The organism is Paraburkholderia sp. CNPSo 3281 (genome assembly GCF_024206515.1).
GTDB lineage: Bacteria > Pseudomonadota > Gammaproteobacteria > Burkholderiales > Burkholderiaceae > Paraburkholderia > Paraburkholderia nodosa.
Map to the genome: position 1 here is coordinate 251,742 of NZ_JAMBPS010000006.1, position 18,789 is coordinate 270,530.

Here is an 18,789-nt window from a genome sequence, read left to right on the forward strand (position 1 = left end):
GCCGTCGTTGTGTTTCTATTCGGCTCGCGCGGCTTTTGGGGAACGCGTCAGATCACGCGCGCGCGCAGTCTTGCGGAGATGAGATCGATGGCCGTGACGACGACGATCACCATGATGAGAACGGCGCTGGTCTGCTGATAATCGAACGAGCGGATTTCTTCATACAGCACGACGCCGATGCCGCCCGCGCCCACCATGCCCACCACCATCGCCGAGCGCACATTCGACTCGAACCGGTAGAGCGCATACGAGATCCACAGCGGCATGACCTGGGGTAGCACGCCGTAGATGATCTCGTCGAGCGGCGAGGCGCCCGTCGCGCGCACGCCTTCCACGGGGCGCGGGTCGATGGCTTCCACCGCTTCCGCAAAGAGCTTCGCGAGCACGCCTGTCGTGTGCACCCACAAGGCGAGCACACCGGCGAACGGCCCGAGGCCCACGGCCACGATGAAGAGCATCGCGAACACCATCTCGTTGATGGCGCGGCACGCGTCCATCAAACGCCGCACGGGATGCAGCACCCAGGCAGGCGCGAGATTGTGCGCCGACATCAGCCCGAACGGTACCGCGCAGACGATGGCGAGGGCCGTGCCCCACAGCGCCACCGCGATCGTGACCCACATTTCCTGGGCATACGTGCGCCATTCCGTGAAGTCCGGCGGGAAGAAGCCGCGCGCGAACGTGCCCATGTTCGCGGAATCGGAAAACAGGTCGAGCGGGCGCATGTCGGCGCCGCGCCACGCCACGCCGAGCAGCACGAACACGATGGCCCAGAGCGCGAGCGAGGACCAGCTGCGCTTGCCTGCCAGGCCGCTCGCCGCAAGGGCTGCCGCTGGCGGCGTGGCGGCGACGTTTGGCGTGGCAGCGGGCCTCGCGACTTCTGCCTGCGGCACGGCGCGTGAGCTGTCGAAATCCATTGCGCCCATTACTGCTTCGCAGGTGCGGCGAGCGCGCCGATTTTCGCGTCGATGGCCGCGATCTGGCTCTTGCGGTCGTCGTCGGAGAGATGCGTGTCGGCGGTGATCTTCTCTTTCTGCTGGAACAGCGCGACCTGGCGGATCGGCAGGAGCTGCGCATCGGTGGCGGGCGCGAAGCCTGCATAGCCGGTGATATCGGCCATGATCTTCTTCTCGCGCGGATCGGTCTTGGCGTAGTGGTAGAAGAAGTCGCGCAGCTTCTGCTTGGTGGCCTCAGGCAGATCCTTACGATACACGAGCGGGTCGGACGGAATGAGCGGCGAAGTCCACAGCACGCGCACCTGGGCAAAGCGGTCCGGGTGCTTTTGCTGGAGCGTGGAAAGTTCGATGGTGTTGTTGGTGGCGATATCCACCTTGTTGTTCACCACGGCAAGCAGGTTCGCTTCATGGCTCGAAGGCAGCACGGTCTTGAAGTTCGTCGCGTTCACCGAAATGCCGCGCTTCGCGAAGAGGTAATAGCCCGGAATCAGCGTGCCCGAGGTCGAATTGGGGTCGCCCCAGCCGAGCGTGAGATCCTTAGTATTCTTGAACACATCGTCGATCGACTTCACACGGCTGGTTACGTTGGTGATGAGCACCGACTTGTAGCCCGTGTCGCCATTCGCGTAGAGCACCTTCGCGAAGATCTCGCCATTCGAGCGGTCCACGGCTTCCATGGCCGAAGCGTTGCCGAAGTAGCCGATCAACACCTTGTTGAAGCGCATGGCTTCGATGATGCCCGAGTAGTCGGTGGCGAAGAACGCATTCACGTGCAGGCCGGTCTGCTTGTTCAGGTCGTCGATGAACGGTTGCCAGCGTTGCTTGAGCACCGCCGACGAGTCGGTCGAGATGATGCCGAAGCTGAGATCTTCCGCTTGAGCAGCCGCGCTGCCGAGCGAGGCAAACGCGACGGCGCCGGCGGCGCACCAGGAGAGCATGGAGCGGAACAGTTTCATTGGGGCGGTCCGTGGTGAGGTGAAAGGTTGCGGGTTGGAAAAGGGTTGGGTTGCGCGATCAGGCCGCGCGAGGCTGCGCGCCGAAGCGCGCTGCCGCGGACGGCGCAGCATCGGGTTCGAGCAGTTCGCGCGCGGCGTTGCCATAGAGCTGTTGCAGCAGGGCGGACGTGAGCGCCGCCGATGCGCCGTCGTACACCACGCGCCCGTCGCGCAACGCGATGGTGCGCGGGCAGTACACCATGGCGATATCCACCTGATGCAGCGAGACGACCACCGTCAAGCCGTGATCGCGGTTGAGCATGCGCATCATGTCCATCACGCGGCGCGACGATGCGGGGTCGAGCGAAGCAATGGGTTCGTCGGCGAGAATGAGGCGCGCGCGCTGCACGAGCGCGCGGGCGAGCGCCGCGCGCTGCTGCTGGCCGCCCGAGAGATTCGAGGCGCGCTCGGCGGCCTTGTGCGCGATGCCGACTTCGCCGAGCGCGGCCAGCATCAGCTCGCGCTCGGCGCGCGGAAAGCGGCCCGTGAGGCGTCGCCATAACGGCAGCCGCGACAGGGCGCCGATGAGCACGTTCGTTTCGACCGTGAGGCGATGCACGAGATTGAACTGCTGAAATACGAAGCCGATGTCGCGGCGAATGCGGCGCACTTCGCGCACGATGCGGCCGTCCTGCTGAATAGGACGACCAAGAATCTCGATGCGCGAAGGCTGCGGGTCGGAAGCCGTGAAGCCCGCAATATGGCGTAGCAAGGTCGATTTGCCCGAGCCCGATGCGCCGATCAGCGCGACCATCTCGCCAACGCCTACGCGCAGGTTGATTTCGTCGAGTGCCTTGCGGCCGCTGTCGAAGCTTTTCGAGAGGCGTTCGATGCGTATGGCGTCCATAACAATCCGTCGCTGTGTAGTCGAGGGCTCATTCTAGGAAGCGACTGTGACGGTTGAGTGAAGGTGTCGCGACGTCTAGACGACTACATGTTTTGCGGACTTCCCATCGCGGAAAATTTCGCGAAAGATGTGACAGAGGCATGACGCCAAACATCTGTCACGCTCAATATCACGGGAAGCGGCTATATTGATGGGCGACGTACGTGCTGTCCCTGGTTTTCCTGACTTGTTGCTGACTCATTGTCGACAGGGGCCGCACTCGCAAGGCAGTTGTAGACAATGCGGCCGCACGCGGCGGCCCCATCCAAACGAGCGACGAAACCCGGCGCCATATGCAGGCACTGAGCTTCCTACCCGACAGCTTCGAGGAATACGAGGATCTCAAAATGATCCTCGATGCCGGCGCGCGCTGGCTCGACATTCGCAGCGAGGGCGAAGTCGTGGTGCGCGGCCGTACGTTTCCTCTCTATGTGGCGGCAATCGGCTCGCGCGATCCGGCCGCGCCCGGCATTGGTTTTTTCGGGGGCATTCATGGGCTCGAGCGCATTGGCTCGCAGCTCGTGCTCGACTACATGCGCGCACTGGTGGGGCGTCTTGCCTGGGACGAACTGCTCCTGCGCCAGCTCGAGTCCGTGCGCATTGTGTTCGCGCCGATCCTCAATCCCGGCGGCATGTGGCTCGCCACGCGCGCGAATCCGAACGGCGTGGACCTCATGCGCAACGCGCCGCAGGACGCCGACGAACGCGTGCCCTTTCTCGCGGGCGGCCAGCGCGTCGGCTCGTGGCTGCCGTGGTATCGGGGGCGGCGCGGCGCGGCCATGGAGATCGAGGCGCAGGCGCTCCTGAAGATCGTCGACGAAGAACTCACGCGGCGCCCGCTTTCCTTCGCACTCGACTGCCATTCGGGTTACGGCTGGACCGACAGCATCTGGTTTCCGTACGCGCGCACGCGCCGCCTCATACGCCATTTGCCCGAAATGTACGTGCTCAAGACGATGTTCGAGCGCGCGCATCCGCATCACGGCTACACCTTCGAGCCGCAGAGCCACCAATATTTGCTGCACGGCGACTTGTGGGATTGCGCGTACGATCGCGCGCCCGACAGCAACATCTTCCTGCCGCTCACACTCGAACTGGGCTCCTGGCTGTGGATCAAGAAGAACCCGCGCCAGATCTTTTCGCGCCAGGGCATGTTCAATCCGCTCTTGCAGCATCGCACCGCGCGGGTGCTGCGGCGTCACGCGAATCTGTTCGAGTTCCTCACGCGCGCCGCGTATTCCGCGCAGCGTTGGCTGCCCGAGGGCGTGATACGCGAGGAGGTGCTGAAAAGCGCGATCGCGCACTGGTATCGCAAGCCGGGCACATGAGCGAACCGTGGATCCTGCTGCGCGGCCTCACGCGCGAATCGCGCCACTGGGGCGCGTTCGCCGCGCGGCTTGCGGCGCGCGACGGCGTGCTGCCGATCGACCTGCCGGGCAACGGCACCGCGGCACACGTACGCTCGCCGCTCGCGGTGGACGACTACGTGGACGCGCTGCGCGCCGAGGCGCAGCGGCACGGCGCACGCGCGCCATACCGCGTGCTGGCGATGTCGCTGGGCGGCATGGTGGCGACGGCGTGGGCGCTGCGTTACCCCGAAGAAGTCGGGCGCCTCGTGCTCGTGAATACGAGCATGCGGCCTTTTAGCCGCATTCACGAGCGCTTGCGGCCCTCGGCGTGGCTCGCGCTCGTGCGCGTGGCGCGGCACTGGGATGGCGGCGACAGCGGCGACATTGCCGAGACGCTGATCCACGGGCTCACTTGCGCGCGCCGCGACACGCTCGCTGCCGACCTCGAAACGTGGTGCGCGATCCGCGCGAGCGCCCACGTGAGCCGCGCGAACGCGCTGCGCCAGCTAGCCGCCGCCGCGCGCTTCAAGGCGCGCGCCGTGCCGCGCTGTGCGGTGCTCGTGGTGTCGTCGCAAGGCGACCGGCTCGTGAACCCCGTTTGCTCGGCGCGGCTCGCGCGGGCCTGGGGCGCGCCGCACGTGGAGCATCCGTGGGCGGGGCACGATCTGCCGCACGACGATCCGCAATGGCTCGTCGATACGCTCCACGCGGGCGGCGTCGCCGCGAACGCCGCTGGCCAGGCCGCCGGGCGCGGTTGAGCGGCGCCGCCGCGCGTGCGCGCCGCCCGCATCGCCTGTCCGGCGATTGCCCCATAATACGAAAACTCATCCGGCACTTTCAGGACGATTTCCAGACATGAACGATAAACCCGCCATTGGCGCCGCCGTACCGCGCCTCACGAGCCTCTCGCACGGCGGCGGCTGCGGCTGCAAGATCGCGCCGGGCGTGCTTTCCGCGCTGCTCGCCCGCAGCACGCCGCTCACCACCGTGTTTCCGAACCTGCTGGTCGGCACCGAGACCGCCGACGACGCCGCCGTCTACAAGCTCAACGACGAGCAGGCCATCGTCGCGACGACGGACTTCTTCATGCCGATCGTCGACGACCCGTACGACTTCGGCCGCATCGCCGCGACCAACGCACTCTCAGACGTCTACGCCATGGGCGGCAAGCCGATCCTCGCGCTGGCGCTCGTGGGCATGCCCATCAACGTGCTGCCGCACGACGTGATCGCGCAGGTGCTGCGCGGCGGCGAGGACGTGTGCGCGGCCGCGGGCATTCCCGTGGCGGGCGGCCATTCGATCGACTCCGTGGAGCCCATTTACGGCCTGGCGGCGCTCGGCGTGGTGCATCCCGAGCGCGTGAAGCGCAACGCGTCGGCAAAGGCCGGCGACGTGCTCGTGCTCGGCAAGCCGCTGGGCGTGGGCGTGCTTTCCGCCGCGCTCAAGAAGGAAATGCTCGGCGACGCAGGCTACAAGGCGATGGTGGCGGCCGCGACCCTGCTCAACAAGCCGGGCGCGACGCTGGCGGAGCTGCCGGGCGTGCACGCCATGACCGACGTGACGGGCTTCGGCCTGCTTGGCCACACACTCGAAATCGCGCGCGGCGCGAATCTCACCGCGCGCCTGCACTATGCCGACCTGCCGTGGCTGCCGGGCGTGCAGAAGTTCGTCGATGACGGCGTGTACACGGGCGCCTCGGGCCGCAACTGGGCCTCGTACGGCGACGCCGTCACGCTCGCGCCCAGCCTGCCCGAAAGCGCGCGCACGCTGCTCACTGACCCGCAGACTTCGGGCGGCCTGCTCGTGGCCTGCGCACCGGAAAACGTGGACGACGTGCTGGCGATCTTCCGCGCGGAAGGCTTTGGCGACGCCCGTGTGATCGGCGAACTGGGCGCAGGCCCGGCGCGCGTGGACGTCGCATGAGGGCCGTATGAGCGGAGAATCGCCGAAAGCCATCTTCTATGCGCTCGCTGCGAACTTCGGCATAGCGGTCTGCAAGTACGCTGCCGCGGCGTTCACTGGCTCGGGATCGATGTTCGCGGAGGCGATTCACTCCACGGCTGACTGCGGCAATCAACTGCTGCTGCTGTTCGGCCTGCGCCAGTCGCGCGAGCCGCCCACGCCGCTGCATCCCATGGGCACGGGCCGCGCGATCAACTTCTATTCGCTGCTCGTGGCGCTGCTGCTGTTTTTCGTGGGCGGCGCTTTCTCGGTCTACGAGGGCGTGCACCGGCTGATTGCGCGCGAGCCGTTGCGATTCGTGTATGTGGCGCTCGTCGTGCTCGGCATTTCCGTGGTGCTCGAAGCGTTTTCGCTTTACGGCGCGATGCGCGAGATTCGCAAGGGCGCGCCTACGAAGTCGCTATGGCGCTGGGCGCGCGAAACGCGCGATTCCGACCTGCTCGTCGTGGCGGGCGAAGACATCGCCGCGCTGGCGGGTCTCGCCATCGCGTTCGCCGCCGTGCTGCTCACGGTCATCACGGGCAATCCGGTATGGGACGCGTGCGGCTCGATCGGCGTGGGCGTACTGCTCATGCTGATTGCGTGGTTCATCGCGCGCGAAGTGAAGTCGATGATCGTCGGCGAATCGGCCAGCCCGGAAATGCGGCGCGATATCGAATCGTTCCTGCGCGCGCGGCCCGAGATTCGCAGCATCATCAGCCTCATTACCCTGCAATGGGGCAGGGAGGTGATGGTGGCGGTGCAGTGCGAAATGCTCGAGTACGACCACAGTCGCACCATGGTCGAGGCGATCAACGAGATCGAAGCCGATCTGCAGGCGCGCTTTCCCCTCGTGCGCTGGGTGTTTTTCGAGCCGGATTTCGTGAACCGGTAACGCCACGGCCCGACGGTTGCAAAACCGCCGGGCCCTTTCACACGTTTCACATCTTCACTCGCGCTTCACATTTCAATGCCGAAACGGCGTCCACACGGGCGTGGTGTTGTCCCACTGCTCGAGTTCGGAAGGTACGGTCTGATTCATGTTGGACTCCTACGTTTTTCGTCTTGCAATCGCAATGCCGATGCGTCTTGCGGGCTTATTCGCCAGCCTGCGCAACGCGCTGGGCGTTGTTCGCGCGGCTTTCCTGCAGCGCGATGCGTTGCGCTTGCGTGCGGCCGATCAGGCTTTGCTCTGGGTAGCTCGTCTTGTTCAGCGAAGGCAGCGTGCCGTCGCGATACGCGGCAGCGATTTCCGCCTTCACTTCGGCGCGGGTTTTCGGAGCGCTGTTGTCCTGGGCGAAGGCCGAAGCGCTGGCGGCGAGCGAGAGAACGAGCGTGGCGCCAATGGCGGCTGCGAGAGTGCGTTGCATGATCTGCTCCTTTTGTACTGGTGCCACGTGGGTCGCGGCGACAGGAGCAAATGTAGTTGCGCAGCCGTTTGCGATAAACGGCCGGAACGCGAAAGCAATTGTCGAAAATCTGGAACAATCGCTGCACCGCGCCCGCAAAGCCTTTGCGGGCGCGGCTCTGAGGGTGGGCGCAGCGCTACGGCGTTACGCCGCCCAGCCTATGCGGCCCATTCCGAAATAACGGGCGTTTCGAGCGCCGGCGCGTTTTCGCGCTCTTCGAGCGTGCGCATCGTGCAGGCCTTGTCGAGCGAGGCGCGGCCGCTCAGGAGCGGGCAGCGGTCGAACACCTCGGCGATCCAGTCCACGAACACGCGCACTTTGGGTGACAGATGGCGGCTGTGCGGATAGACGGCCGAAATCGGCATGGGCAACGGCTTGTAATCGGGCAGCACCTCGACGAGCGCGCCCGACTTCAGGTGCGGCAGCACCATGTAGCGCGGCCCCTGAATCAGGCCGAAGCCTTCGATGCCGCAGGTCACGTAAGCGTCCGCGTCGTTTACCGAGACCATGCTCTTGAGCTTGACCTCCACTTCCTTGCCGTCGACGAGAAACGCCCAGTCCATCACGCGCCCCGTGCGTGACGAGAAGTAGTTCACGGCGCGATGCTCGGCCAGTTCTTCGAGCGTCTGCGGCGTGCCGTGGCGCTCCAGATACGACGGCGCCGCGCACGACACGCCTTCGAAAATGCCAATGCGCCGCGCGACCAGCGACGAGTCCTGCAGCGCACCCACGCGCACCACGCAATCCACGCCTTCCTGCAGCAAGTCCACGGGGCGATCGGATAGCCCGAGTTGCAGGTCGATGTCCGGATAGCGACCGTGGAATTCACACAGTGACGGAATTACGATGAGCCGCCCGATCGAGCCGGGCATGTCGATGCGCAGTTTGCCGTGCGGCTTGCGGTTGCGATCCTGGAATGTGGTTTCCGTTTCCTCGACGTCCGCGAGAATGCGCACGCAGCGCTCGTAGTACGCCGCGCCATCGGGCGTGAGCGACAGACGGCGCGTGGTGCGATGCATGAGGCGCACGCCGAGAAACGCTTCGAGATTCTGAATGATCGTCGTGACTGAAGCACGCGGCATGTCGAGCGTTTCGGCAGCACGTGTGAAGCTGTTGGTATCGACGACGCGGGTGAACACCTGCATGGCCTGAAGGCGGTCCATTGCCACTCTCCAAAAAGCTTCGGTCGCACGGCGCGCGGTATTCGAAAGAAACGCCCGCGCAGAAAGAGGAGACAGATTGTTCAGGTGCGCCGAATTGTGTTGCCGGATTATAGGCATTTATTTGCAAGTCTGCCGAACCCACAATTCGTTCCATTCGAATCTACTCTCGCGCATTGCGCCGATTTGACATGGATGTCTTTAAACGCCCAACGTCTTGGACCTCCGCGGAGGAAGCGCCGCTGGCCGAAGTGCCCGCGGCTCTGCCTGTTACCGCGTCCGCCAAGCCTGGCAAGGTGCGCGCGCTGCTCACGACCGACGTGGTGATCGAAGGCTACGCCCAGCAGATCCCGCTGCGGCTGTACCGCCCGGAAGCCGCGAGTGGCCTGCCGGTGTTGCTCTATTTCCACGGCGGCGGCTTCGTGCGCGGGTCGATCGAGGAAGCGGATGCGGTGGGGCGCTTTCTCGCAGAACGCTTACCAGCGCTCGTGGTGAGCGTGGGGTATTCGCTCGCGCCCAGGCACCCGTTTCCTGCCGCGCCCGAAGATGCGCATCGCGCGGCGCTGTGGGCGCTGACGCGGGCCCGCGCCTTCGGCGGCAATCCGAAGCGCGTGATCGCGGCAGGCCACGACGCGGGCGGCCAGATCGCCAACGTGCTCGCCTTCATGGGCCGCGATCGCGGCGACGTGAAGCTCGCGGCGCAGGCGCTGTTTGCGCCGATGCTCGACCCGAGCCTCACGCGTCTTGGTGACGAGGCGCGCCTTGGCTCGGATATCACCGCAAGCGAATGCGCGGCGTGTTATCGCGCGTATCTGCCCGATGCGACGCAGCGCATGCATCCGTACGCCGCGCCGCTCGAATCGCTGCGTCTTGGCGGCTTGCCGCCCACGCTCATCGTGACCGCACAGAACGACGTCCTGCACATCGAAGCGGAGAAGTACGCGAGCCGCCTGATCGACGCGGGCGTGCGCACCCAGGTGGTGCGCTACCCGAGCGTTTCGCACGCGAACCTCGCGGCGCATCCAGCCGCGCTGAGCGAAGCCGTACGGTTTTTCCAATGTTGCTTCGACGCGGGCGCGTCATAGACGAAGCACCCTTGCGGCGGTGCTGCCGAACCAGTGAAGAACAATCAACCATTATTTCTGGAGTCCGACATGTCACTTTTTTCGCAATCCCGAACCCGTATCGCGCTAGTGGTCATTGGCGTGCTCGTGGTCGCGGGCCTCGGCACCCTCGGGGCCATCCGCCTCGACTCGCACCCTGCCGTTGCCGCTGAAGCGCCGCCGGCACCCGAGGTCGATGTCGCAGCCGTGCTCAATCGCACCATCACCGACTGGCAGAGCTACTCGGGCCGTATGGCCGCCGTCGAGAAAGTGGAGATACGTCCGCAGGTTTCCGGCACGATCGTCTCCGTGAACTTCCGTGACGGCGCGCTCGTGAAGCAGGGCGAAACGCTGTTCGTGATCGACCCGCGCCCGTACCAGGCGGCCGTCGATCAAGCCGCTGCGCAGCTGGCCGCCGCCCAGGCGCGCACGGGCTACGCGCAAAGCGACTGGGAGCGCGCGCAGCGCCTGATTGGCGACAACGCCATCGCGAAGCGCGATTACGACGAGAAGCAAAACGCCTCGCGCGAAGCGAACGCGAATCTCAAGGCCGCGCAGGCCGCGCTCGAAGCCGCGCAGATCAACCTGGGCTACACGCGCATCGTCGCGCCGGTGGCGGGGCGTGTGTCGCGCGCCGAGATCACGGTGGGCAACGTCGTTTCGGCAGGCGCAAGCGCCGCGCCGCTGACTACGCTCGTTTCCGTTTCGCCCATCTACGCCGAATTCGACGCCGACGAGCAGACCTATCTCGACTACATCAGCCGCATGAAGGATGGCTCGAAGGTGCCGGTGGAACTGGGTCTGGCGAACGAATCGGGCTATTCGCGCACCGGTACGATCGAGTCGGTGGATAACCGTCTCGACACCACGTCAGGCACGATCCGCGTGCGCGCGCGCTTCGACAACGCCGACGGCGCGCTGGTGCCGGGGTTGTACGCACGCATCAAGGTGGGCGGCAGCGCCCCGCACCCGGCGCTGCTCGTGGACGACGCCGCCATCGGCACCGACCAGGACAAGAAGTTCGTGTACGTCGTGGATAACAGCGGCAAGATCGCGTACCGCACGGTGCAAACGGGCGGCCAGCAGGGCAACCTGCGCGTGATTCTGGGCGGCCTGAAGGCGGGCGACCACGTGGTGGTGAACGGCACGCAGCGCGTGCGCCCCGGTGAAGCCGTGCGCTCGCACATGGTGCCGATGAACGGCGACCCGGACGCCGATTCGACCAACGCGGCAGCGAACCCCGGCGCCAAGGCAGCGAAAACGTCCTGACGAGCGGCGGGCGTAGGCGATATCAGCCTACGCCCGCCCGTCAATCAGGATGCCTAAGCAGAAAGATTCGCGTCAAATTGAGCGTCATGAACAAGAGCAACCCATGAACATATCGAAATTCTTCATCGACCGGCCGATCTTCGCGGGCGTGCTGTCCGTGCTGATCCTGCTGGCCGGCGTGATCGCGCTGTTCCAGTTGCCGATCTCCGAGTATCCCGAGGTCGTGCCGCCTTCGGTGGTGGTCCACGCGCAGTATCCGGGGGCGAACCCGAAGGTGATCGCCGAAGCCGTCGCCGCGCCGCTCGAGGAGCAGATCAACGGCGTCGAGAACATGCTGTACATGCAGTCGCAAGCCAATAGCGACGGCAATCTCACGCTCACGGTCACGTTTCGCCTCGGCACCGACCCGGACAAGGCCACGCAGCTCGTGCAGAACCGCGTGAACCAGGCGCTGCCGCGCCTGCCGGAAGACGTGCAGCGTCTCGGCATCACGACCATCAAGAGCTCGCCCACGCTCACGATGGTGGTGCACCTGATCTCGCCGGACAACCGGTACGACATGACCTACCTGCGCAACTACGCGCTGCTCAACGTGAAGGACCGCCTCTCGAACATCCAGGGCGTGGGCGAGGTGCAGCTGTGGGGCTCGGGCGACTATGCCATGCGCATCTGGCTCGACCCGCAGAAGGTGGCACAGCGCAATCTCACCGCGAACGACGTGGTCAACGCGATTCGCGAGCAGAACGTGCAGGTGGCGGCGGGCGTGATCGGCGCGTCGCCTAGCGTGCCTGGCACGCCGTTCCAGCTCAACGTGAATGCCCAGGGCCGTCTGCGCACGGAAAGCGAGTTCGGCAACATCATCGTCAAGACGAATCCCGATGGCGGCGTGACGTACCTGCGCGATATCGCGCGTATCGAGCTGGCGGCATCCGAATACGGTCTGCGCTCGCTGCTCGATAACAAACCGGCCGTCGCGCTCGCCATCAACCAGGCGCCGGGCGCGAACTCGCTCGCGATTTCGGACCAGGTGCGCGCGGCGATGAAGGAACTCAAGCAGGACATGCCGGCGGGCGTCGATTACCGCATCGTCTACGACCCCACGCAGTTCGTGCGCTCCAGTATCGAGGCCGTGGTGCATACGCTGCTCGAAGCGATCGCGCTCGTGGTGATCGTGGTGATCGTGTTCCTGCAAACGTGGCGCGCCTCGATCATTCCGTTGATTGCGGTGCCGGTGTCGATCGTCGGGACGTTCTCGCTGCTGCTTGCGTTCGGCTTCTCGATCAACGCGCTATCGCTGTTCGGGATGGTGCTCGCCATCGGCATCGTGGTCGACGACGCCATCGTGGTGGTGGAAAACGTGGAGCGCAATATCGCCAGCGGGTTATCCGCGCGCGATGCGACCTACAAGGCCATGCAGGAAGTGAGCGGGCCGATCATCGCCATTGCGCTCACGCTCGTGGCCGTGTTCGTGCCGCTCGCGTTCATGAGCGGTCTCACGGGCCAGTTCTACAAGCAGTTCGCGATGACCATCGCGATTTCCACGGTGATCTCGGCGTTCAACTCGCTCACGCTTTCGCCGGCACTTTCGGCGCTGCTGCTGCGCGGTCACGGCGAGAAGGAAGACTGGCTCACGCGTGGGATGAACCTCGTGCTGGGCGGCTTTTTCCGCCGCTTCAACCGGGTATTCCATCGCGGCTCGGAGAGCTATGGGCGCGGCGTGAACGGCGTGCTGCGCCACAAGGGCGCGATGCTCGCGGTCTACGTGGGGCTGATCGCCGCAACGGTGCTGATGGCGCGTGTGGTGCCGGGCGGCTTCGTGCCCGCGCAGGACAAGGAGTATCTGATCGCGTTCGCGCAATTGCCCAACGGCGCTGCGCTCGACCGAACTGAGAACGTGATTCGCGACATGAGCGCCATTGCGCTCAAGCAGCCCGGCGTGGAAAGCGCCGTGGCGTTCCCGGGCCTGTCGGTGAACGGCTTCACGAATAGTTCGAGCGCGGGCATTGTGTTCGTCACGCTCAAGCCGTTCAAGGAGCGCAAGGGCAAGGCGCTGTCGGCCGGCGCGATCGCGGGTGCGCTGAACCAGCAGTACGCCAGCATCAAGGATTCGTTCATCGCCGTGTTCCCGCCGCCGCCGGTGCTCGGCCTCGGTACGCTGGGCGGCTTCAAGTTGCAGCTGGAGGATCATGGCGCGCTCGGCTATGAGGCGCTCAACCGCGCGACGCAGGACTTCGTCAAGCGCGCGGCGCAAACACCGGAGCTGGGCCCGACGTTCACGAACTATCAGATCAACGTGCCGCAGCTGAACGTAGATCTCGACCGCACGAAGGCGAAGCAGCTTGGCGTGCCGGTCACGGACGTGTTCGACACGATGCAGATCTATCTGGGTTCGCTCTACGTGAACGACTTCAACCGCTTCGGACGCGTGTATCAGGTGCGCGTGCAGGCCGACGCGCCGTTCCGCCAGCGCGCCGACGACATCCTGCAACTGAAGACGCGCAACGCCGCGGGCGAAATGGTGCCGCTCTCGTCGCTCGTCACGGTCACGCCCACGTATGGCCCCGAGATGGTGGTGCGCTACAACGGCTACACCGCTGCCGACATCAACGGCGGCCCGGCGCCCGGTTATTCGTCGGGCCAGGCGCAGGCGGCGGCGGAACGCATCGCGGCTGAGGTGCTGCCGCGCGGCGTCAAGTTCGAGTGGACCGACCTCACGTACCAGCAGGTGCTGGCGGGCAATGCGGGCATCTGGGTGTTCCCGATCAGCGTGCTGCTCGTGTTCCTCGTGCTGGCGGCGCTCTACGAGAGCTTGACGCTGCCGCTCGCGGTGATCCTGATCGTGCCGATGAGCGTGCTGTGTGCGCTCACGGGCGTGTGGCTCACGCAGGGCGACAACAACATCTTCACGCAGATCGGCTTGATGGTGCTGGTGGGGCTCGCTTCGAAGAACGCGATCCTGATCGTCGAGTTTGCGCGCGAGCTGGAGCACGACGGACATACGCCGCTTACCGCTGCCATCGAGGCGAGCCGCCTGCGTCTGCGCCCGATCCTGATGACGTCCATCGCGTTCATCATGGGCGTGGTGCCGCTCGTGCTCTCCAGCGGCGCGGGTTCGGAAATGCGTCATGCAATGGGCGTGGCCGTGTTCTTCGGCATGCTCGGCGTGACCGCATTCGGCCTGTTGCTGACGCCGGTGTTCTATGTGGTGCTGCGCACGCTCGCGGGCGGCAAGATTCACGTCGCGCAGAAGGACAATGCGCGCAAGCCGCAGTCGATGGTCGACGCGTAAGGCGACAAGGGAAAATGATCAATATGACTAACGAATCCAGCTTGCGCTATCGTGCGCATGCCGCGCCGGGAGGCGGGCACGTCGCGCGTATCACACGAATCGCGGCGAGCGTCGCGCTCTTTGCCTGGCTCGCGGCCTGCTCGGTCGAGCCGACCTACAAGGTGCCCGACGCCGCCGTGCCCGCCGCCTACAAGGAAGCGCCGCAGCAAACGCAGAGCACGAATCCGCACGACGTGGGCACGTGGACGCCCGCGCAGCCCGCCGACGACACCCGTCGCGGCGAATGGTGGACGGCGTTCGGCGACCCGACGCTGGACAAGCTCGAGCAGCAGGCGCTCGAAGCGAACCAGGACCTCAAGGCGGCGGCCGCGCGCGTGCAGCAGGCGCGTGCCGTGACGCAGGCCGCGCGCGCGTCGTGGTTCCCGTCGATCGATGCGGGCTTCGGCCCGACCTATGAGCGCGCCTCGCCGGCTTCGCAGTATCTGCCGCAGAATGCCAATGTGCCGGCGCAAACGCTGTGGCGCGCGCAGGCCACGGCGAGCTACGAGGTGGACCTGTTCGGCCGCGTGAGTTCGAACGTCCACGCGGCGCAGGCGGACGCCCAGCAAAGCGAAGCCTTGTTCCTCTCGGTGCAGCTCGCGTTGCAGGCCGACGTTGCGCAGAATTACTTCCAGCTGCGCCAGTTCGACTCCGACGTCGATTTGTACCGCCGCACGGTGGCGCTGCGCGAAGACGCGCTCAAACTCGTCGAGCGCCGCTTCAAGGAAGGCGACATCAGCGCGCTGGATGTCGCGCAGGCGCGTAACGAGCTCGCGAGCGCGCGCGCCGACGCGGTGGGCGTCGCGCGTCAGCGCGCGGCCTCGGAGCACAGCCTCGCAATCCTGCTCGGCAAGGCGCCCGCGGACTTCACATTCCCCGAAACGCCGCTCGCGCCGGTGCTCGTGCAAGTGCCGCCGGGCCTGCCTTCCACGCTGCTGGAGCGGCGCCCCGACGTGGCCGCCGCCGAGCGCGCCATGGCGGCCGCGAACGCACGCGTGGGGCTTGCGAAGTCGGCGTTCTTCCCGCAGCTCAACATTACCGGTGCGGCCGGCTTCGAGTCGGCCACGCTCGGCGACCTGTTCATGTGGTCGAGCCGCGCGTTCCTGCTCGGGCCGCTCGCGGGTACGGCGCTCACGCTGCCGCTGTTCGACGGCGGCCGTCGCAAGGCGAATCTCGCCCAGTCGCGCGGGAAGTACGAGGAAGATGTAGCGCAGTACCGCCAGCAGGTGCTCGTGGCCTTCCGCGAGGTCGAGGACAATCTCTCCGACCTGCGCCTGCTCGACGACCAGATCCGCGAGCAGAACGACGCGGTGAGCGCTTCGCAGCAGTCGGCGCACCTTTCGCGCACGCAGTACGAGGAAGGCGAGGTCAGCTATCTGAACGTGATCGACAGCGAACGGACGGTGCTCGTGTCGCAGTTGCAAGCCAGCCATCTGCAGGGCTCGCAGGCGGTGGCGACCGTCAACCTGATCCGCGCGCTGGGCGGAGGCTGGGGCGACGCAAAGCCCGGCGACGCTACGCCGGCGCCGCTCGCGGCGCGCTAGACCGCGCGTTGAACCGCGCGTCAAACCCCGCGTAAAAAGCCGCAACGCTCGCCGCCTGTGCATATCGCAGGCGGCGATTTCCTTTGCGCAATCGCTTCGTAGACCCGGCCCCGCCGCGCCCCTATCATCGTTTGGACCCATCTGGAGCCAACGTTATGGGCCCTCATCGCGTCGCTCCTCATTGAACGAAGTCCAACTTCCATCCGGGGAACGCGATGATCCGTGCCGTGCGCGCCGTGGGGCGCCCTTCCTTTTTCCAGCGCTTCGGCCTGCTGACGGCAATCGCCGTGTCGCTCGCGGCGGCGGCGCTCGACGCGCATGCCGACACCGCTACGCTCAAGATCGGCATTGCCACTACGCCGCAAACGCCCGCGCTCCAGGAGGCGGCGCGCGAGGCGAAAGCGCAGGGCGTGGACGTGAAGATCATCGAATTCACCGACTGGAATACGCCCAACGCCGCGCTCGCGAACAAGGATATCGACGCCAACTACTTCCAGCACACGCCGTTTCTGGAAAACGCCGAACAGCAGGGCGGCTACAAGTTCGTCGCCATCGCGCCGGGTACGATCATGAAGATCGGCCTGTATTCGAAGAAGGTGAAACGCTTCGAAGACCTGAAGGATGGCGCGACGGTCGCCATCGCGAACGATCCCGTGAACGGCGGCCGTGGCCTCCTGCTGCTGCAGCGCGCGGGCCTCATCATGCTCAAGCCGGGCGTGGACTATCGCGCCACGACGCTCGACATCGTTGGCAATCCAAAACACCTCAAGATCGTGCAGCTCGAAGCGTCGCAACTCGCGCGCTCGCTCGACGACGTCGATCTCGCGCAAGGCTACCCGAGCTTCATCAAGCTCGCGGGCACTACGGATCCGAACAGCGCGCTGCTCTTCGACGGCGTGGAGAACAAGGCGTTCGCGATCCAGTTCGTGGTGCGTCCCGAGAGCGTGAACGATCCGCGCATCCGCAAGTTCATCGACATCTACCAGCATTCGCCGGCCGTGCGCAAGGAACTCGACAAGGCCTTCGGCAACCTCTATGCGGTCGCCTGGTAACGCGCGCAATTCACGCACGAGGAGCAGCGATGATGAAATGGTTCGGAACGGCGCGCTTTATTGAGGCGGGGCCGGCGGCGGGCGAGGCGCAGGGCGATGCCGATGCGTCGCAGCCTGCGGTGCTGTTCGAAAACGTCGGCAAGACTTACGCGCCAGGCACGCAGGCGGCGCTCGCGGGCGTCGACTTGCAGGTGGCTCGCGGCGAAGTGTTCGGCATCATCGGGCGCAGCGGCGCGGGCAAGTCCACGCTGCTGCGGCTCGTGAACGGGCTCGAAAAGCCCACGAGCGGCGGCGTGCGGGTGAACGGCGTGCACGTGGGCGCACTCGACGAGCGCGCCCTGGTGGCGCTGCGGCGGCGCACCGGCATGGTGTTCCAGCACTTCAACCTGCTATCTGCGAAAACGGTGCACGACAACATTGCACTGCCGCTGAAAATCGCGGGTGTGCCGAAGGCCGACATCGAGGCGCGCGTGAACGTGCTGCTCGATCTCGTCGGCTTGAGCGAACGACGCGACGCTTGGCCCGCGCGCCTTTCCGGCGGTCAGAAGCAGCGTGTGGGCATTGCACGTGCGCTCGTGCACGAGCCCGATATCCTGCTGTGCGACGAGGCGACATCGGCGCTCGACCCGGAAACCACGCGCGCGATTCTCGCGCTGCTGTGCGATATCAACCGGCGGCTCGGCGTCACTATCGTGCTCATCACGCATGAGATGGAGGTGATACGCGACGTCTGCGACACGGTCGCGGTGATCGAGCGCGGCGAGGTGGTGGAGCAGGGGCCAGTGTGGCGCGTGTTCGGCGATCCCCAGCACGACGCGACGCGCGCGCTCTTGCACACGCCCGGCCACGAGTTGCCCGACGACCTGGGGGCGCGTATTCACGCTGCGCCGCAAGCGGGCGCGCACGCGCTGTTCGACGTGCGTTTTACCGGCAACGAGGCGCAAGAGCCCGACCTCGCCACGCTCGCGCAGGCGTTCGGCGCGCAGGCCGTGCGGTTCGTGCACGGCGGTATCGAGCGGATTCAAGGGCGCGCGCAAGGGCGGCTAGTCGTTTCCGCACCGGTGCGAAACGCCGCCGAGGCCGCGTCGCTCGCCCAGCGTGCGCGTGGTCATGCGAGCCGCGTGGAGGTGCTGGGCTATGTCTGACGTGTGGGTCACCGAACTCCTCGAAGGCATACGCGACACGTTGCTGATGGTCGGCGTATCGGCGGTATTCGCACTCCTGATAGGTATTCCCATCGCGCTGCTGCTCGTCACGACCGCGCGCGGCGGCATTCTGGAGCGGCCCGCACTCAACACCACGCTGGGCGCGCTCGTCAATGCGTTCCGCTCCACGCCTTTTATCATCCTGCTGGTCGCGTTGTTGCCGCTCACGCGCTTCCTCGTTGGCACGACGATCGGCGTGTGGGCCGCCGTGGTGCCGCTTTCCATTGCGGCCATTCCATTCTTCGCGCGCGTGGCCGAAGTGAGCTTGCGCGAAGTCGATCGCGGTTTGATCGAGGCGGCCCAGGCCATGGGCGCGCAGCGCCGCCATATCGTCTGGCATGTGCTGTTGCCGGAGGCGCTGCCCGGCATGCTCGGCGGCTTCACGATCACCGTGGTGGCGATGATCGGCTCCTCGGCGATGGCGGGCGCCGTCGGCGCGGGCGGTCTCGGCGATCTCGCGATACGCTACGGCTATCAACGCTTCGACACGACGGTCATGGTCACCGTGATCGTGCTGCTGATCGCGATCGTCGCGGCGGTGCAGTTCACGGGCGACGTTCTGGTGCGGCGTCTGTTGAGGCGAACCTGAGCG

Annotated in this window: 16 protein-coding genes; 11 read left to right on the plus strand and 5 right to left on the minus strand. The window is 65.8% G+C overall.

All coding sequences use genetic code 11. The features are described from left to right. Positions 1-47: 47 nt before the first annotated feature. The 3 genes from phnE to phnC are packed head-to-tail and all read right to left on the minus strand — an operon-like array spanning position 48 to position 2,798. A complete protein-coding gene (gene phnE / locus M3I56_RS10070; protein ID WP_375541700.1) occupies positions 48-917 on the minus strand; it encodes a phosphonate ABC transporter, permease protein PhnE in 870 nt (289 codons plus the stop codon). 8 nt (positions 918-925) lie between these two features. Continuing rightward, entirely contained in the window at positions 926-1,912 is a 987-nt protein-coding gene (gene phnD, locus M3I56_RS10075; protein WP_254353671.1) for a phosphonate ABC transporter substrate-binding protein, read from the minus strand. A 58-nt stretch (positions 1,913-1,970) separates the two neighbouring features. Further along, positions 1,971-2,798 (minus strand): phosphonate ABC transporter ATP-binding protein, encoded by an 828-nt coding sequence (gene phnC / locus M3I56_RS10080; protein WP_254353672.1) that lies wholly within the window; start codon positions 2,796-2,798, stop codon positions 1,971-1,973. 332 nt (positions 2,799-3,130) lie between these two features. Between phnC and M3I56_RS10085 the strand changes: the two genes are divergently transcribed. From M3I56_RS10085 to M3I56_RS10100, 4 genes are all read left to right on the plus strand, one after another. Continuing rightward, positions 3,131-4,165, plus strand: a complete 1,035-nt coding sequence (locus tag M3I56_RS10085; RefSeq protein WP_254353673.1) for a M14 family zinc carboxypeptidase — start codon at positions 3,131-3,133, stop codon at positions 4,163-4,165. Then, the gene (locus tag M3I56_RS10090; protein WP_254353674.1) at positions 4,162-4,944 is read left to right on the plus strand and encodes an alpha/beta fold hydrolase; all 783 of its coding nucleotides are present in this window, start codon (positions 4,162-4,164) and stop codon (positions 4,942-4,944) included. The genes M3I56_RS10085 and M3I56_RS10090 overlap by 4 nt, the downstream gene beginning before the upstream one ends. Positions 4,945-5,041: 97 nt before the next feature. Continuing rightward, the gene (gene selD / locus M3I56_RS10095; RefSeq protein ID WP_254353675.1) at positions 5,042-6,109 is read left to right on the plus strand and encodes a selenide, water dikinase SelD; all 1,068 of its coding nucleotides are present in this window, start codon (positions 5,042-5,044) and stop codon (positions 6,107-6,109) included. 7 nt (positions 6,110-6,116) lie between these two features. Beyond that, a complete protein-coding gene (locus M3I56_RS10100; RefSeq protein ID WP_254353676.1) occupies positions 6,117-7,022 on the plus strand; it encodes a cation diffusion facilitator family transporter in 906 nt (301 codons plus the stop codon). 202 nt (positions 7,023-7,224) lie between these two features. Here M3I56_RS10100 and M3I56_RS10105 read toward each other — a convergent pair whose 3' ends face one another. Beyond that, positions 7,225-7,497 carry a DUF4148 domain-containing protein gene (locus M3I56_RS10105; protein WP_254353677.1) on the minus strand — a complete coding sequence of 91 codons (273 nt, stop codon included), beginning with the start codon at positions 7,495-7,497 and terminating at the stop codon, positions 7,225-7,227. A gap of 197 nt (positions 7,498-7,694) precedes the next feature. Then, positions 7,695-8,699, minus strand: coding sequence for a LysR family transcriptional regulator (locus tag M3I56_RS10110; RefSeq protein WP_133187772.1), 1,005 nt, complete (start codon positions 8,697-8,699; stop codon positions 7,695-7,697). A 188-nt stretch (positions 8,700-8,887) separates the two neighbouring features. On the opposite strand from M3I56_RS10110, the gene M3I56_RS10115 reads away from it, so the two are divergent. From M3I56_RS10115 to M3I56_RS10145, 7 genes are all read left to right on the plus strand, one after another. Further along, the gene (locus M3I56_RS10115) at positions 8,888-9,781 is read left to right on the plus strand and encodes an alpha/beta hydrolase (RefSeq protein WP_254353678.1); all 894 of its coding nucleotides are present in this window, start codon (positions 8,888-8,890) and stop codon (positions 9,779-9,781) included. A 69-nt stretch (positions 9,782-9,850) separates the two neighbouring features. Then, complete coding sequence (locus M3I56_RS10120) at positions 9,851-11,068, plus strand: efflux RND transporter periplasmic adaptor subunit (protein ID WP_254353679.1); 1,218 nt, start codon at positions 9,851-9,853, stop codon at positions 11,066-11,068. Between the two features lie 103 nt (positions 11,069-11,171). After that, positions 11,172-14,357, plus strand: coding sequence for an efflux RND transporter permease subunit (locus tag M3I56_RS10125; protein ID WP_254353680.1), 3,186 nt, complete (start codon positions 11,172-11,174; stop codon positions 14,355-14,357). Positions 14,358-14,380: 23 nt separating this feature from the next. Continuing rightward, positions 14,381-15,940 carry an efflux transporter outer membrane subunit gene (locus M3I56_RS10130; protein WP_254353681.1) on the plus strand — a complete coding sequence of 520 codons (1,560 nt, stop codon included), beginning with the start codon at positions 14,381-14,383 and terminating at the stop codon, positions 15,938-15,940. Between the two features lie 215 nt (positions 15,941-16,155). Beyond that, complete coding sequence (locus M3I56_RS10135) at positions 16,156-16,992, plus strand: MetQ/NlpA family ABC transporter substrate-binding protein (protein WP_254353682.1); 837 nt, start codon at positions 16,156-16,158, stop codon at positions 16,990-16,992. A gap of 29 nt (positions 16,993-17,021) precedes the next feature. Then, a complete protein-coding gene (locus M3I56_RS10140; RefSeq protein WP_254353683.1) occupies positions 17,022-18,137 on the plus strand; it encodes a methionine ABC transporter ATP-binding protein in 1,116 nt (371 codons plus the stop codon). After that, positions 18,130-18,786 (plus strand): methionine ABC transporter permease, encoded by a 657-nt coding sequence (locus tag M3I56_RS10145; protein ID WP_254353684.1) that lies wholly within the window; start codon positions 18,130-18,132, stop codon positions 18,784-18,786. The genes M3I56_RS10140 and M3I56_RS10145 overlap by 8 nt, the downstream gene beginning before the upstream one ends. Positions 18,787-18,789: the final 3 nt, after the last annotated feature.